The sequence below is a fragment of the Pseudomonas sp. NFX183 genome (genome assembly GCF_047943075.1).
Taxonomy (GTDB): Bacteria; Pseudomonadota; Gammaproteobacteria; order Pseudomonadales; family Pseudomonadaceae; genus Aquipseudomonas.
In genome coordinates this window covers 6,230,323-6,244,904 of the sequence record NZ_CP181333.1, presented here as the reverse complement: position 1 = coordinate 6,244,904, position 14,582 = coordinate 6,230,323, and the positions used below count along the sequence as shown (strand labels likewise).

At 60.9% G+C, this 14,582-nt stretch carries 12 protein-coding genes; all 12 read right to left on the bottom strand.

Going from position 1 to position 14,582, the window contains the following annotated elements; all coding sequences use genetic code 11:
• Window positions 1–7: 7 nt before the first annotated feature.
• Window positions 8–991: a helix-turn-helix domain-containing protein gene (locus tag ACM530_RS29070; RefSeq protein ID WP_145163502.1), complete on the bottom strand. Its 984-nt coding sequence runs from the start codon at window positions 989–991 to the stop codon at window positions 8–10.
• Between the two features lie 72 nt (window positions 992–1,063).
• A complete protein-coding gene (locus tag ACM530_RS29065; RefSeq protein ID WP_416363847.1) occupies window positions 1,064–2,542 on the bottom strand; it encodes an aldehyde dehydrogenase family protein in 1,479 nt (492 codons plus the stop codon).
• Window positions 2,543–2,614: 72 nt separating this feature from the next.
• Window positions 2,615–3,463, bottom strand: a complete 849-nt coding sequence (locus ACM530_RS29060) for a VOC family protein (protein WP_416363846.1) — start codon at window positions 3,461–3,463, stop codon at window positions 2,615–2,617.
• A gap of 22 nt (window positions 3,464–3,485) precedes the next feature.
• Window positions 3,486–5,132: a bifunctional 3-(3-hydroxy-phenyl)propionate/3-hydroxycinnamic acid hydroxylase gene (locus ACM530_RS29055; protein WP_416363845.1), complete on the bottom strand. Its 1,647-nt coding sequence runs from the start codon at window positions 5,130–5,132 to the stop codon at window positions 3,486–3,488.
• Between the two features lie 21 nt (window positions 5,133–5,153).
• Complete coding sequence (locus ACM530_RS29050; RefSeq protein ID WP_369302693.1) at window positions 5,154–5,975, bottom strand: IclR family transcriptional regulator; 822 nt, start codon at window positions 5,973–5,975, stop codon at window positions 5,154–5,156.
• 3 nt (window positions 5,976–5,978) lie between these two features.
• Window positions 5,979–6,830: a fumarylacetoacetate hydrolase family protein gene (locus tag ACM530_RS29045; protein WP_416363844.1), complete on the bottom strand. Its 852-nt coding sequence runs from the start codon at window positions 6,828–6,830 to the stop codon at window positions 5,979–5,981.
• A gap of 233 nt (window positions 6,831–7,063) precedes the next feature.
• Complete coding sequence (locus tag ACM530_RS29040; protein ID WP_416363843.1) at window positions 7,064–8,509, bottom strand: carotenoid oxygenase family protein; 1,446 nt, start codon at window positions 8,507–8,509, stop codon at window positions 7,064–7,066.
• Between the two features lie 35 nt (window positions 8,510–8,544).
• A complete protein-coding gene (locus ACM530_RS29035) occupies window positions 8,545–9,726 on the bottom strand; it encodes an MFS transporter (RefSeq protein WP_145163516.1) in 1,182 nt (393 codons plus the stop codon).
• Window positions 9,727–9,741: 15 nt separating this feature from the next.
• Window positions 9,742–10,734: a SphA family protein gene (locus ACM530_RS29030; RefSeq protein ID WP_145163518.1), complete on the bottom strand. Its 993-nt coding sequence runs from the start codon at window positions 10,732–10,734 to the stop codon at window positions 9,742–9,744.
• Window positions 10,735–11,082: 348 nt separating this feature from the next.
• Window positions 11,083–12,393: an MFS transporter gene (locus ACM530_RS29025; RefSeq protein WP_145163520.1), complete on the bottom strand. Its 1,311-nt coding sequence runs from the start codon at window positions 12,391–12,393 to the stop codon at window positions 11,083–11,085.
• Between the two features lie 117 nt (window positions 12,394–12,510).
• Entirely contained in the window at window positions 12,511–13,764 is a 1,254-nt protein-coding gene (locus tag ACM530_RS29020; RefSeq protein ID WP_145163522.1) for an enolase C-terminal domain-like protein, read from the bottom strand.
• Window positions 13,765–13,792: 28 nt separating this feature from the next.
• Entirely contained in the window at window positions 13,793–14,530 is a 738-nt protein-coding gene (locus ACM530_RS29015) for a FadR/GntR family transcriptional regulator (RefSeq protein WP_177017707.1), read from the bottom strand.
• Window positions 14,531–14,582 lie beyond the last annotated feature (52 nt).

Genomic DNA, 14,582 nt, shown 5'->3' with positions numbered 1-14,582 from the left:
CTGGCGACTAACCCCGGCTTTCGCTGGCCGTTTCCCGGAACAATCGGGGCGACATGCCAAATGTCGATTTGAAGTGCCGGCTGAAGTGCGAGCTGCTGCCATAGCCCCACGCATAGGCGATCTCGGTCAGGGAACGATGGGCTTGTTCGCGGTTACGCAGGTCTTCGGCGCAACGGGACAGCCGACGCTGCCAGATGTATTCGCTGACACTGCACCCCAACTCATCCTGAAACGCGCGGTGCAAACTGCGCACCGAGCACTGCTCTGCGTTGGCGATGCGCTCGGTGCTCAGGTCGCGGTCAGCCAGGTGGCGCTCGATATAAGCCTTGAGGCGGTTCTGCTTGAAGAAGCGGAAGTCATGTTCGAGTTGTTTTTCGTCCTGCTTGTTCTTCAGCGCGTTGTCCAGCAGCCCGGCGATACTGTCGCCGATCAGTGCGGCCGAGTGGCTGTTGAGCAACGGATAGTGCTGGTAGGCGTCGCTGATCAGGTGCATCAGCATGCGGCCCAGCCCATTGCGGGCGTTCAGGTGCATGTCGCCGGGGTGTTTCAGTTGCCCGTTGGCGCCCTGGAACAGTAGCAGAAAGTGCTCGCAGCCCTGGGGGCTCGTGACGCTAAAGGGTTTGCCGCAATCGACCAGCAGCATTTCGTCCGGCGCGACGGTGCTGTGTTGCTGGCCTTGGTCGAAATGACTGACCCCGGCGATTTGCAGGATCAGCATGCGCGGCGTGTCGAGCACGTCGAGCGCCTGGCTCAGGTGGCGTGAGTAACGATGGGCGCTGGCGGTCATGCGGCAAAAACGCAGTTGGCCCAGGTCACCGTATTCCAGCCGGCCCTGGAAGTTGCCGTCCTGCAACGGGTCGATGCTGGTGGATTCCAGGCGCTTTATATACTCCGGCGTGCGGCCCAGGTGATCACTCATGAACTCTTTCCACTTCATCAGCCGGTCAGAACAAACGACCTGTTCGGTGGACACACAGGCTAGATTATTCATTGTTTCGCCCTTTTTATTTTTGGTGTTGGCTGACCGGGCGAAGGCTGAGCCTTGCCCGATCCTGGCACGCGATCAGAACGGGTAGTGATGGCCCCCGGCTTGCCAGGTGACCCAATGTGCACGGGTAAATTCGTCCAGAGCATAGTGGCCGTTGAAGCGCCCCAGGCCGGAGTTCTTTTCGCCGCCAAAAGGAGCATTCGGCTGATCATCGACGGTAATGTCGTTGATGTGGGTCATGCCCGCCACAATCCCGCGGGCAAAACTCAAGCCGCGCGCCATGTCGCGGGTAAACACCGCACTCGACAGACCGTACTCGCTTGCGTTGGCCAACTCCAGGGCATGCGCCTGATTTTCTGCCACCATCAGCGGCAACAACGGCCCGAAGGTTTCATCCCGGGCCAGGGCCTGGTCGGGGCCCACTTCGCCGAACACATGGGCCGGCAGCACCAGGCCGCGCGCCTGGCCGCCGCACAATTGCTTGAGGCCGGCGCGCTCGGCGGCGTCGATTTTACCCAGCAGGCCATCGAGCTGGCTCTGGTTGACCACCGGCCCGATCACCGTGTCGGCCAGGGCCGGGTCACCGGTCTTGAGGTTGCGCACGCGCTCGACCACCAGCGCCGCGAAGTCGGCATACAGCGAGCGGTCGACAATGACCCGGTTGACGCTCATGCAGATCTGGCCCTGGTGCAGGAAGCGCCCGACCACTGCGGCATGTGCCGCTATCTCGATGTCCGCATCCGCCAGCACCACCAGCGGCGCGTTACCGCCCAGCTCCAGCGCCACGCGCTTGATGTGCTTGCCGCCGGTGGCGATACGTCCGACATTGCGGCCCACATCCGTGGAGCCGGTGAAGGAGATCAGGCTCGGTATGGGGTGCTCGACGAACGCATCGCCTATCTCCGAACCTGCGCCGACCACCACGTTCAGCGAGCCCGCCGGGAAACCGGCTTCTTCGAACAGATGGGCAATCAGCAGGCCGCCGGTGACCGCCGTATCGCTGGCCGGCTTGAGTACCACGGTATTGCCCAGCGCGAGTGCCGGGACCACTGAGCGCATGCTCAGGTACAGCGGGAAGTTCCACGGGCTGATCACACCGACCACCCCCAGTGGCTCGCGAAACACGAAGCTCTGTTCGCCAGGCTTGTAGCTGGTCAGGATCCGGCCCTCGACCTGCATCGGCAGCGTTGCGCACTCGCGCACCAGGCTGAGGGTGAATTGCCATTCCATGCCCGCCTTGATACGGGTGCTGCCGGACTCATGGATCAGCCAGTCGATGATTTCTTCGCGACGGTTCTGGATGACCTGGGCGAGTTTTTCCAACTGCGCACTGCGTTGGGTCGGGTGCAGCGCTGCCCAATCGGTTTGCGCGCGCCGGGCGGCCTGGTAGGCGTCGTCCAGGTCGGCCACCGAGGCCAGGGGCATTTCCAGCAAAGACTCGCCGTTGAAGGGGTTGCGGTCGTCCAGGCGTCGTGCAGAACGACCTGCACGCCAGGTGCCGTTGATGTATTGGTCGCCGTTGATGGAGTAGGGCGCGATGATTGGAGTTGTCATTGTCTTACCTTAGAGGCAGGTAGCCGCGTCAATTTAAGGGGAGGAGAGGGCAGGCCCTGTGGTTGAACGTATTCAGCTTCGGATCCAGGCGCGCCCCCAGGAATTGAGGGTGTATTCCTCTTGTGGCCAGACCCCGGGTGGACGGCTGGCTTCGGTGATTTCCAGCTCGGCCGAGAACTCCAGGCGGTTGCGATCAGCGTCGACCACCATGAAGAACAGATTGTTGCCGGGACCGTGGCGACCCGGGCCGAAGAACAGGGTGATGCGTTCCTTGGCGAAACGGTCGCCCCAGTCGCGAATGTCGTTCCATTCATTGGTTTCGTAGCAATGGTGGTCCCATTCGTTTTTCGAGCCGCGGAAAAACGCCAGTGAATGGTGCTCATCGTCCGAGCGCAGGAAACAGGTGGTGAGCTGGCCGCTTTGCTCGTCCACGACATTGTCCGAGACGGTGAAGCCCACTGTGTTGACGTAGAAGTCGATCATCGCTTCCAGTTCGGTGGTCTGGAACACCACGTGCTGCAGGCGCCCCGGCATGCCCCTGGGGTTGGCCGTGGATGCGTTGCGGGCGACGCCAAAGACGGTTTGCCGTCCCTGGGGATCACGGATTTGAAAGGCGCCCGCTTCCAGCAACGGCGAGTCGAGCGGTTCGACGCTGCACCCTTTGGCTACCAGGCGGGCGTGCAGCTCGCTCAAGCGCGGCTGGCTGCCCAGGTCGTACGCCGCGGCGAGCAGGCCGCTGTGGTCGGCGGGCGAAATCAGCATGGCTCGCTGGGGCCCCTGGAGCAGCCAACTGCCGTCGGCTTGCGCCAGGCCGTCCATGTCCAGCAGACGCCGATAGAACTCGACTTGCTGCTGGGGATCTTTGCTTGCCAGGTGCAGATAGCACAGGCGTGCGGGTGTGGAAGTCTGCAAGGTTTGCATAAACACCTCTGGGGCTGAAGGTTCAGGGGTAGACGGGTGCCATGCGTGGCTCAGCCGCGCAGTTGTTCGTCAGGGTGATGCCGAACAGCGTCTGCAATGATTCGGCGGTCTGGTCTTGGGTGGCCATGTCGAAGATGGCGGCGATATAGCGATCCGGGCGTAGCAGCAAAAACTGTTGGCTGTCGCCGAGCACGCCCTTGAGCGCCTCTTCACGGTCTTGCAGCACGGTGCAGCCCGGGAGCGAGGGCAGTGTCTGCCAGTGCGCGGGCAGGATCAGGATGCGCTTGGCTTCCAGGTGGTCCCAAAGACCGTGGTGCAGTTGGTCAAGACGCTGGTGGGCAGGGTCGCCATATTGAATAAGGGCGAAGCCGTCCCCGAGGCTCGCGTCCAGCAGGTGGGCATGGCCTTGGGCGTCGGTCAGCAATGGCTGAGGAAACATTTGCCCACAGGCCAGCTTTCCCGCTTTGCCTTCGGGCAGCACCAGGCCTTTGGTAAACCGCGGCTTGGGCTTGAAGCGCATTTGCAGGAAATAGTCGCGCAGCGGTGGCACCAGGCCGATCAATGCGAAGGCCGCGCTGATCAATCGAGCCCGCAGTACGGTGGCCGGGGCCATGACCACGCCCAGGTTCAGGGCCAGCTTGATCAAGGCCCAGGCATGGTCGCGCCGCTCGCTTTCGTAGGACAGCAGGGCGGTCGCGGCCATTTTTCCCTTGATGACGCCGATCAGCTTCCAGCCAAGATTGTGGGCATCGCGAACGCCGCTGTTCATCCCTTGCCCGGCGTAGGGTGGGGTCAAGTGTGCGGCATCGCCGGCCAGAAAGACGCGGCCAACCTGCCAACGCTCGGCAACGCGGGCATGAAAGGTGTAGACCGTCTTGCGCACGATGGACACCGGGGCATCCCCCTTGAACGGACGAAGCAGTGTGTGCAGGCTCTCGGGGCTCAGTGCCTGCGCATCGGCTTCCCCAGGCTTGAGCTGGAACTCGAAGCGCCGTGTGCGGTGCGGGCCGGGCACTTCCACGACCGGGCGTCTGGCATCGCAGTACACGCGGGTCTGCCAGAACGGATCGTCGTCCTGGTCGGTATCGACCACCAGCCAGCGTGAGGCGAAGCTGGACCCGACCATCTCGATCCCCAGTTGCTTGCGCACCGGGCTGCGCCCGCCGTCGCAGGCGACCAGGTAGCTGGCTTTGACCTCGAGCAGTTGGCCATCGGCGTCCATGATCAACGCGCGCACGCCGTGCTGATCTTGAGTGAACTCCAGCAGTTCGTGATTGAAGCGTGCTGTCAGGCTCGCAAAGCGCTCAAGGCCGTTCTTCAGGGTGCTTTCAAACAAAGGCTGGCGAAAGGCATTACGTTTGGGAAACCCATACACCTTGCCGGTGGGCTCGACCTTGCCAAAGCAACGACCGCCCGGGCGGGTAAAGTAGTGCACGCCGTAGCCGGGCACCACGTCGCGCAGTACGGCGTCATCCAGCCCGATCGCCTGCATGGTGCGCAGGGATTCATCGTCGATCGAGACGGCGCGGGGTTCGGTCACGGTACCGGCCTTGCGGTCGATGATCAGCGTGTCGACATTGGCCTGGCCGAGCAGGTTGGCCAGGGTCAGCCCGGTGGGGCCGGCACCGATGATCAGGACTTGAGTGCTGAAGCTGTTGAGGGTTGTCATTGTTATTCCCTTCCAAAGGTTTCAGTCCGGCTGTCGGGGGGCGTGGGTGAGCGCCGCCATGCGTTGCGAAAGCGCCTGCGCGAGGCTGAGCATCTGTGCCCCTTGTTGCGCTTCCAGGGTGTTGTCGCGCTCTTCGATCGGACGAACGCAGCTGATGCTGCCAACCACCTTGCCGTCGCTGTCGAGGATCGGCGCCGCCAGGCCGTAGACACCGGGATCAATTTCAGCCGCGCTGGCGACATACCCCTGGCGGCGTAGTTGCTGCAGTGAGCGGCGGAACTGTTCCCAGGTGTGGCCCAGGTTGCTGGCGCGGACTTCGTCGGGGTTTTCCAGGAACAGTTGGTTGTGCTGGCGCGAAGTCATGTTGGCGAGGATCGCTTTCGAGGTGGCGCCGAGGAACAGCGGCCTGGGTGAACCACGGGAATAGCTGACCTCACTGAACAACTCGCCCTGTTGGTGGATGCACACCACCTGGTCCTTGAACAGCCGGCAGATCAGCCACACTTGCTGCTCGCTCCAGCGCGGCAGGTCCTGCTCCAGGGACTGTGCCGCGCGCACCAAGGGGTCGCTGAGGCGCAATTGGCGGTCCCAGGTGATAATCCGCGCGCCCAGCGCGTAACGCCCGGCCTCGACTTGAAACAACAGGCTCGCCTCGGCCAGTTCGCGAACGTAGCGGTAGATGGTCGAGCGGGTATAACCGAGCTCCGCGCCCATTACGTCGACCGCCCAGATCGGGCTGGCTTCGGTGAATAAATCCAGGACCCGCAGCATGCGTTCCAGGCTCGAGCCTTTGTTATCGGCGTCCTGTTCTGGCGGGGCTTGTGATTCAGACACTGGCTTCATGGCTTACTGCTCGTCGGCGATGCTGTTGTGCAGGATGCCGATACCGGATATCTCGACCTCGACGGTATCGCCAGGCTTCATCCAGACCGGCGGTTCGCGGAAGGCGCCGACACCACCGGTGGTACCACTGACAATGACATCGCCAGGCGCCAGTTCGGTGAAGGTTGAGCAGTACTCGATCAATTGGCGCACGTCGAAAATCATGTCGCTGGTGCGGGTGTGTTGCATCACTTCGCCGTTCAGGCGCGTGGTCAGTTCCAGGTCCTGGGGGTCGCCGATTTCATCGCCGGTCACCAGCCAAGGACCGAAACCGCCGGTGTTCGGAAAATTCTTGCCAGGCACGAACTGGATCGTGTGCTTCTGCCAGTCGCGGACGCTGCCATCGTTGTAGCAGGCATAGCCGGCCACATAGTCCAGTGCATCCGTCGCTTTGACGTGCCGTGCGGTTTTGCCGATGACCACCGCCAGCTCGCCTTCGAAATCCAGTTTGTGCGAAGCCTTGGGGCGAATGATCGGTTGCAGGTGGGCCACCTGGCTGTCGGCGAAACGCGTGAAAATCATCGGGTAAGTCGGCATTTCACGGCCGGTTTCACGCACGTGGGTGGCGTAGTTGATGCCGATGCACAGCACTTTGCCGGGGTTCGCGATAACCGGCAGGAACGTCACGTCTGCCAGAGCCACGCGTGGCAGTGGCGCGAGCACGGCCTGGGTCAGTTCTCCCAGGCGGTTGGCGGCAATCGCCTGCTTGAGGTCGGCGCCAAAGGTGGCCTTGACCGATTCCAGGTCAATTATCTGATCACCGTCAACCACACCGTAAGTCGTGCGGCCTTGAACAACGAAGCTTGCGAATTTCATGAAGCGTCCTCTCGGAAAGGGGAACGGGAGCGGGGCAGTAATGGGGTTAATCTAGGCTTATGCATTAATCCTGTAAAGTGGGATTTATGCATAAATCTCGTATTGCGGAATAAATGTGGGTTTTGTGTTCGATCATCGAATCGAGATTTCCAACGCCAAGCAACCCGGGCCATTCCATGGGGGGGGATGGCGACGGGTGTGGCTATTGGAGGAGAGGGGAATGCCAGGCGGACTTAACGTGGCACCCAGCAGCCGTGCAGCGACATGCGCATGCGAAACGGGATTTTGATACGTGCGATAGGGCCCGCTGACATGTCAGCCGAGTCCAGTACCACCAGTTCGCTGCGGCCTTCGGCAATCAGGTTGAGTAGACAGACCACGTAGCCATCACCTTCCGGTGCCTGAGCCGAGCGTGGAATGAAAATGGGCTCCTGAAAGCATCCGCTGTCACCGGGGAACCAGGCATCGGTGACGCCCGTTGTCAGGTTGAGGTGCGCCAGCAGGTTGAAGAACTGAAACGGCATCGGCCCGTTCGCCGGGTTATAGGGCCGCTGCGGATCGAAGGCGAGCAGGAACCCGTGTTCATACTGGCGTCCGATGTAGCGGTCATCGCAGCGGGGAAATTCACAGGGGTAGTCCGTCAGTGCCTGGGGTTGCAGCTCATCCTGTGAGCTGTGGAGGTCGAACACCCAGCGCATCAGGCTGGCTGCCAGGGTTTCCGGCGGTGGTACGAAGCCGTCCGCCTGGGGGAAGAAATAGAAGATATTGCCGCCGGTGACCGGCATGTCCAGGTAGATTTTTCCGTCTTTGTCGAAGGCATTCAGGGTATGGCCCTGGAAGCCGTCCTTGGGGCCCTTGAACCAGCGCACGTCCCGCGCGTGCCCATGGCGGGGCACCACGGCAAACAGCTGGGGCAGGTCGGGCTGCCACTGGAAATGCTGGCCGCCGTTTTTCATGCGTTCAACGTCCACCGTCAAGGGGATCAGTGGGAACACCACGTAATGCTCGGTGACCGCGAAGTCGTGGACCATCGCGGCGTAGGGCGCCTGGAACCAGATCTCATGCAGCAGTTTCCCCTGCGGCGAAATCTCGAAATAAGCCATGTCGGGTGTGCCGTCGCCTTTGGCTTCGTAACTGAAGGCCAGCAGGTTTCCGGTGACCGGGTCGAGCTTGGGGTGGGCCGTGAAGGTCGCAGCGTCGATTTGCCCGTCGAAATTCCACTCGCCGAGGGTCTCCAGCGTCTGCGGGTCCAGCGCCCAGGGCATGGCATCCTCCTTGAGTGCCAGCAGGACGTTGTTGTGCGCGATCACCGAGGTGTTGGCGGTGGTGTTGTTTTTTGCCGCGAGCGGGTCGTTGGTGTAGGCGTTGCGGTACACGCCATTGAGCGAGCGTCCTTCACGGCGTTGAGCGACCAATCGGTCGGTCAACACGTAGCGGCGGCGCAGCGAGACCTGGCCATCGGCAAAGTAAAAGCCGCTGACCAGGGCGTCGCCGTTGAAGAATATGTCGGTGCCCAGCATGGGCGGGTACTGCGGGTCCGGTGACACCTGGTAAAAGGTGCCACGGATCGCCTCGGGGATCGCGCCTTCGACCTCAAGGTCATACACCTCGCCTTCGACGCGGCTGGGTGTGTACAGCGCCCCGGAAAATTCGGGGGTGTTGGGGAATGGAGTATTCATCGCTTCATCTCATGGATCGGTTTCGTTAATGACATTCAGGCCGATTGCGTCGAGAGCGCCTGCCCACAAGGCTTCACGCCTCGACGGAAGCGAGCCACCACCAGGCACGAGATGATCAAGGCCAGCACATAAGCGCAGGCGGCCAGCCAGCCCACCGCGCGAAAGTGTCCATCACCCACCACCAGCGCGGCGCCAAAGGGGCCAAGCCCTTGGCCGACGAAAATCGCGGCGTTGCCCAGGCCCGCCAATCGACCGGAGGGGTCCAGTTCGGCGGCCATCGAAAGCAGGTACGGCAAGCTGAAAAACCACACCATATGAATCAGGCAAGCCGTGGTGGCGAACGCAACAGTACTGTCGCCGTAGACCATGATCAGCGTCGCCAGCAAGGCGGTGCCAAAGCTCAACAGTTGCGGGAACAACAAACCCAGGCGTCGTCCGATCATCCCGGAGAGTCCCGCCCCCAGGGCGCCGGCCAGGATGCTGCCACCGAGGATGGCGCCGATCTGCTGGGGCTCCAGGCCCAGACTCTTGCCGATTCGCTCCTGATACACCCACAGGGCGGAATGCCCGAAAAACAGCAGCGCAAACAGTGCGATCAGCAGCATGGAGGTCAGCCCGAACGGCCGGGCTGCACCGTGGGCAATGCGATGGGCGTCTGAGTAGTGCCTGGGTATTCTCCAGCAACCCAGCGCGGCAAGCAGGCTGGTGATGGCCAGCAGGAAAAAGGCACCTTGCACGCCAAACGCCTGCAAGAGCAGGGGCATGGACGTCACCAGCAGCATGCCCCAGAGCAGGTTGCCGATATTGATCACGGCAAATGTCGCGTCTTTTGACCTGCGCAGTGCAGCGGTTGCATACACCACCGCCATGACCGCGCCACCGCTGGCACCGCAGATCACCCTGAAAACCACCAGCCACGCCTGGCTGTGAAGCTGGGTGCTGACCAGGTTGCCGGCGGCCAATATCAACAAGGCAACCAGAGCAAAGCGGCGGCGGTCGACACGTGCCATCAGCAGCGCACATACGCCGCAGGCGATGGCCATCGCGATCAGCTCGGCGGCGAAAATCACGCCGATGGCATTGAGCGGCACACCCAGCTGATCAATCAACGCGCCACCCAGGATCGGCTGGATCTGCAGCGTGCCCAGGGAAATGACCATCATCAGGCAGATAGCGCCCAGTGATTTCTTGCTGTCGATGGAGTTGAGCGCATTCATCAAACATCACCTCAGTCAGAACTTGTGAACGTAGCGAACCTGCACGGCGTAATCGGTTTTGCTGCGGTTTTCCACGCCGGTCTCTTTATAGGTATTGAGCCAGAAGGCCTTGTCCTCGGTTATTTTCCAGAACAGGCCGGGGCCGATGCCGAGCACCTTCTCGCGAGAATTGCTCAGGCGATCGCCGTTGGCCTGGTCATCTGAAATCTGCCTGAAGTAATAGCCGTTGATCCCGACCGAGACCTTCGGGAACACCTCGTACGAGGCCGTGAAGTTGGCCCAGGCCGACTGCCCTGCCTGGGTGTCGCGCACCGGTCGCCCTTCATAGAACTGTGCCGAACTGCTGGCCGGGTCGTCGTTCTTGAAGTTGTACAGGTAGTTCAAGCGCCAACTCACTTCCCAACGCGGTGCCGGCATCAAGGTGGCAGCCCAGTAGGGGTTGAAGGAGAAGTAATTGGAGCCGGGGTTCAAGTCCTTGTGTTTGTCGTACTTGCCGGTGGGCAGGATCGTATCGAAGGCCACGCGCTGCACAAACACGGGCCGGCCCTCGGCGTTGACGATCGGGTCGAACTGGATCTGCGGGCCGACGGTGACGTCACCCAGACCGACCCCGTTGTCCTTGAGCTTGACACCGTTGTCGCCAAAGTCGCCGTCCAGGGAGACCACCGGGACCAACAGGCTCCAGCCCAGGTGCGCGCCGCCACCGATGGTGTTGGGTGAGTAATAGCTGAATTGGTTGATCAGGGTAATGACATTGATTTTCGGGTTATCGAAGTTGCGGTTGTCTTTGCCGGCATTGTCACGAATGCTGCTGGACGTACTGAACTTCAGGTAGGTCTGATGCGTCAGCCCGGGTGGCCCGGCGAAGCCGTCGTAGAAGCTGGTGCCGCCCAGGTTGATACCGCTGGGCTGGCTGACGGAAGGCGGAGGAGGGCCCTCAGCAGCCTGGGCGGCAAGTGATACGAAGCTGAAAGCCAGGCACGCTGGCAAGGATGCGTTCAGTTTCATTGACGTCGCTCTATTATTGGAGTTGTGAGCTGGGGTTGCTTCCCCTGGCGCTTCAACTTTAATTCTTGAGCTTTGCTGTTGCTTGAACGCAGCGGTCAGAGTTGACTGAGAGCGCCAGGTTGATGGCGCTATGGTTTGTGGCGCACGTGACGCCTGGTGTGCCTTATGGCATTCAGGAGGGCAGTGATAACAACCAGGCGCTGACTGTTTTGAACGCCGCAAGGCACAGCGCTCAATGCGCCCCACTGGGACCGACTTCGCCCAAAGCAGGGCCGACACCGGAAGTTCGAGGCCCCGGGCTCGCTATCGTTGTCCTGGGGCCATCCGATCATTTCAGCAGTGGTCTTATTACCTGCGGTTCTCGCTTACCACCACTAACCCCATGATGACGGCCGCCGCCAGCATGCCTGCGGTCATGAAAATATAGGCCGCTCCCGGATTGCCTGTCAGGCCGATGAGGTAGCCGACGATCCACGAACCGAGAAACGCGCCCAGCGCGCCACAGGCATTGATCAGCCCGATGGCGCCACCGAATACGTTGGCCGGCAGCAACTCCGGAATCAACGCAAAGAAGGGGCCGTAAGGTGCGTACATCGCCGCCGCCGCAATGGTCAGCAGAGTGAATGACAGCCAGAAGTGCGTCGAACCCAGCAAGTAAGAACCCAGAAAAGCCAAGGCGCCGAGGGCCAGCAGCGGCCAGACGAACAGCTTACGCTGCCCGGTTTTGTCCGAGGCCCAGGAGACCGCCAGCATGGTCACTACTGCGGCCACGTAAGGCACGGCACTCAGCCAGCCGGTGGTGACGATGTCAGACGCCGAGGCCTGCTTGATGATCGATGGCAGCCACATGATGAAGCCGTACACGCCGATGCTCCACAGTGCATGCACCAGACACAGCTTGATCACCAAGGGTGAGGTAAATGCCTGACGGTAGTTGCGCATCACCTTCATGTTTTTTTGTTCGTCGGCCAGCGTGGCGGCCAGTCGGTCTTTCTCCTCGCGAGTCAGCCAACTGACTTCCTCGGGTTTATCCCGCGCCAGACGCCACCAGACAAACGCCCAGAGCACCGCCGGCGCGCCTTCGATAATGAACATTTCTCGCCAGCCCCAGGCGTGGATCAGGTAGCCGGAAACCACCGACATCCATAACACGGTGATCGGGTTGCCGAGGATCAGAAAGGTATTGGCGCGTGAGCGTTCCTTGCGGGTGAACCAGTTGCTGATGAAGATCAGCATCGCCGGCATCACTGCCGCCTCCACCACCCCGAGTGAGAATCGAATGATCATCAGCATCGGGATATTGGTCACCAGGCCCGTGGCCATGGCGCAGAAGCCCCACAGGATCAGGCTGCAGAACACCAGTTTGCGCACGCTGTAGCGTTGGGCATAGATGGCGCCGGGCACTTGGAAGAAGAAATAGCCTAGAAAGAACAGCGAACCGATCAGCGAGGACGTGCCCTTGCTGATGTTCAGGTCCTGCTCGATACCGGAGGCGGCGGCGAAGCCGTAGTTGGCCCGATCGAGGTAGGCCAGGCTGTAAGTGATGAAGATCAGCGGGATCAGGTAGAGCCAGCGTTTGATCGCAAAGCGCTCGGACTTGGACCCGCGGGTGGCACGGGTGTCTCCTGCCGAGAGAGCAGTCTCTTTGATGGTGTTCATGAATAGCCCTTCATTATTGTTGTAATCGAGGGTGTTGCATTCAGGTGCAGCGGATCAGCGCCGGGGCCTTGGCGCAGACGCCAGGCGAGGGGTGACCGACGTCGCCCCCGGGACCTTTCAGGGACGCGCCGCCGTGCCGTCCGGCAGGCGTGCATTGGTCCAGCTTGGAATGCCGCCCTGGCACGGATAGCGCTTGGCTTTTTCCTCGTCGATGTCCACGCCGATACCCGGCCGGTCACTGAGGTAGGCGTAGCCACGGTCGATTTCCGGGCAGCCAGGGAATACGTCCAGCAGATTGTCGTTGAGCGGGGTCCATTCCTGGATGCCGAAGTTGGTGGTGCTCAGGTCCAGGTGCAGGTTGGCGGCCACGCCGACCGGCGAGATATCGCCCGGGCCATGCCACGCCGTGCGCACACCGTGGAACTCGGCGAAGGTGGCGATTTTTTTCGCCGGTGTAATGCCGCCGACCGTGCTGACATGGCAACGGATAAAGTCGATCAGGTTGTTCTGGATCAGTGGCTTGAATTCGTTGACGTTGGTGAACAGTTCACCCATGGAAATCGGGGTCGAACTCTGTGCGCGCAGGGTTTTCAACCACTCGATGTTTTCCGGTGCAACAGGGTCTTCGAGGAAAAACAACTGGTGTTGTTCGAGGTTCTTCGCCAATTGCACGGCGGCGATCGGCGACACGCGTTCATGCACGTCGTGAATGAACTCGACACCGAAACCCAGCTTGTCGCGCAGGTGATCGAACAGTTTGGGCACGGCACGCAAGTAGGCATCCGGATCGAAGTAGATACCGTGGGTCTTGTTGCGCGGTGAGATTTTCGGTTGGATGTTTTTCGCCCTGGCCAGCTTGCCGGCGATCAGCTTCAGGTCTTCGGTGCCGGAGCCTCCGTACATGCCCATCTGGCAGCGCACGTGCTGATAGCCTTCTTCCATGGCTGCGCGAATGCTGTCTTCCACTGCGACTTCATCTTCACCGTCACAGTGGCGGTACAACGGCACGCCATCGCGGCAGCGGCCACCGAGCATCTGGTAGACCGGCAACCCGGCGACCTTGCCCTTGATGTCCCACAGCGCCATGTCCACACCGGACAGTGCATTGTTCATGATCGGCCCGGAGCGCCAGTAACCGCTGACGGCCGCCGACTGCCAGATGTCTTCGGTGCGCAGCGCATCCTTGCCGATCAAGAAGGGTTTCATGTACTGCTCGATGGCCGCCTCGACCGCGAAGATACGCTGGGTAAACGTTGCACAGCCCAGGCCGTAGAGCCCCGGCTGGTTGGTTTCCACTTTTACCACCACCAGATCAATGCCGCCTGGCGCGGTGAGAATCGTTTTTACATTTGTGATTGTTATGGATTCCATCTCGCTCTCCCATTGAGCTGTCGTTTGCTTATGTCTTGAATCCGTCGCCGGCATTGCTGCGTGACTCGATGAGCCGTGCCTCGTTGATCGCGTCTACGTTGTTGGCCATCGCCTCGTTGAGGGTCTCGGCCGCAGCCACGGCGTCATGGTTTTTAATCGCCATGTAGACCTTGATGTGCGCATTGACGCTTTCCAGGGTGACCCCCAGAACGCGATTCAACTCTTCGAGGTAATACAGGTAGATGTGCCGGATCGAATCCATGGCATGGATGAAGATCTTGTTGTGCGAGGCCTTGACGATGGCGTAGTGGAAATCAAAGTCGGCCTGGGAATAGCGCTTGTAATCGTCCTTGTTCACCAGCATCCGGTTCAGGGCCGCTTCCAGCAGGGCGATGTCGTCGCTGGTGGCGTGCTTGACTGCTAGTTCCATGCAGCGAAACTCCACGGCCTCGCGAAACACCCGCATGTCTTCGAATTCTTCCTGGGACAGATGCATGATCGGCTGGCTGTCATTGAGCACGCCGTGCTGCTCAAGGTCCTTGATGACGAAGGTGCCCTTGCCCTGATGCGTTACCACGATGCCCAGGCCGCGCAACCGCTGGACCGCGCTGCGCACACTGACCCGACTCACGTCGAAGGTGGCGATCAGCTCGGATTCGGAGGGCAGCTTGCTGCCGGGCGGCCAGAGACCCTCCAGAATGTTGTGCTTCATCTGCTCGTAAACAGCGTTGACGGTGTTTTGCGTTTTGACGATTTCACGGTTCATTTTTGTGGTTTTCAACTCGTCACATAAGTTTGATTCTTTTAGCACCTTCCGC

Bases quoted from the DNA above. Each gene is read 5' to 3' on its own strand.
- ACM530_RS29070 (WP_145163502.1), bottom strand. From the start codon at position 991: ATGAATAATCTAGCCTGTGTGTCCACCGAACAGGTCGTTTGTTCTGAC.
- ACM530_RS29065 (WP_416363847.1), bottom strand. From the start codon at position 2,542: ATGACAACTCCAATCATCGCGCCCTACTCCATCAACGGCGACCAATAC.
- ACM530_RS29060 (WP_416363846.1), bottom strand. From the start codon at position 3,463: ATGCAAACCTTGCAGACTTCCACACCCGCACGCCTGTGCTATCTGCAC.
- ACM530_RS29055 (WP_416363845.1), bottom strand. From the start codon at position 5,132: ATGACAACCCTCAACAGCTTCAGCACTCAAGTCCTGATCATCGGTGCC.
- ACM530_RS29050 (WP_369302693.1), bottom strand. From the start codon at position 5,975: ATGAAGCCAGTGTCTGAATCACAAGCCCCGCCAGAACAGGACGCCGAT.
- ACM530_RS29045 (WP_416363844.1), bottom strand. From the start codon at position 6,830: ATGAAATTCGCAAGCTTCGTTGTTCAAGGCCGCACGACTTACGGTGTG.
- ACM530_RS29040 (WP_416363843.1), bottom strand. From the start codon at position 8,509: ATGAATACTCCATTCCCCAACACCCCCGAATTTTCCGGGGCGCTGTAC.
- ACM530_RS29035 (WP_145163516.1), bottom strand. From the start codon at position 9,726: ATGAATGCGCTCAACTCCATCGACAGCAAGAAATCACTGGGCGCTATC.
- ACM530_RS29030 (WP_145163518.1), bottom strand. From the start codon at position 10,734: ATGAAACTGAACGCATCCTTGCCAGCGTGCCTGGCTTTCAGCTTCGTA.
- ACM530_RS29025 (WP_145163520.1), bottom strand. From the start codon at position 12,393: ATGAACACCATCAAAGAGACTGCTCTCTCGGCAGGAGACACCCGTGCC.
- ACM530_RS29020 (WP_145163522.1), bottom strand. From the start codon at position 13,764: ATGGAATCCATAACAATCACAAATGTAAAAACGATTCTCACCGCGCCA.
- ACM530_RS29015 (WP_177017707.1), bottom strand. From the start codon at position 14,530: ATGAACCGTGAAATCGTCAAAACGCAAAACACCGTCAACGCTGTTTAC.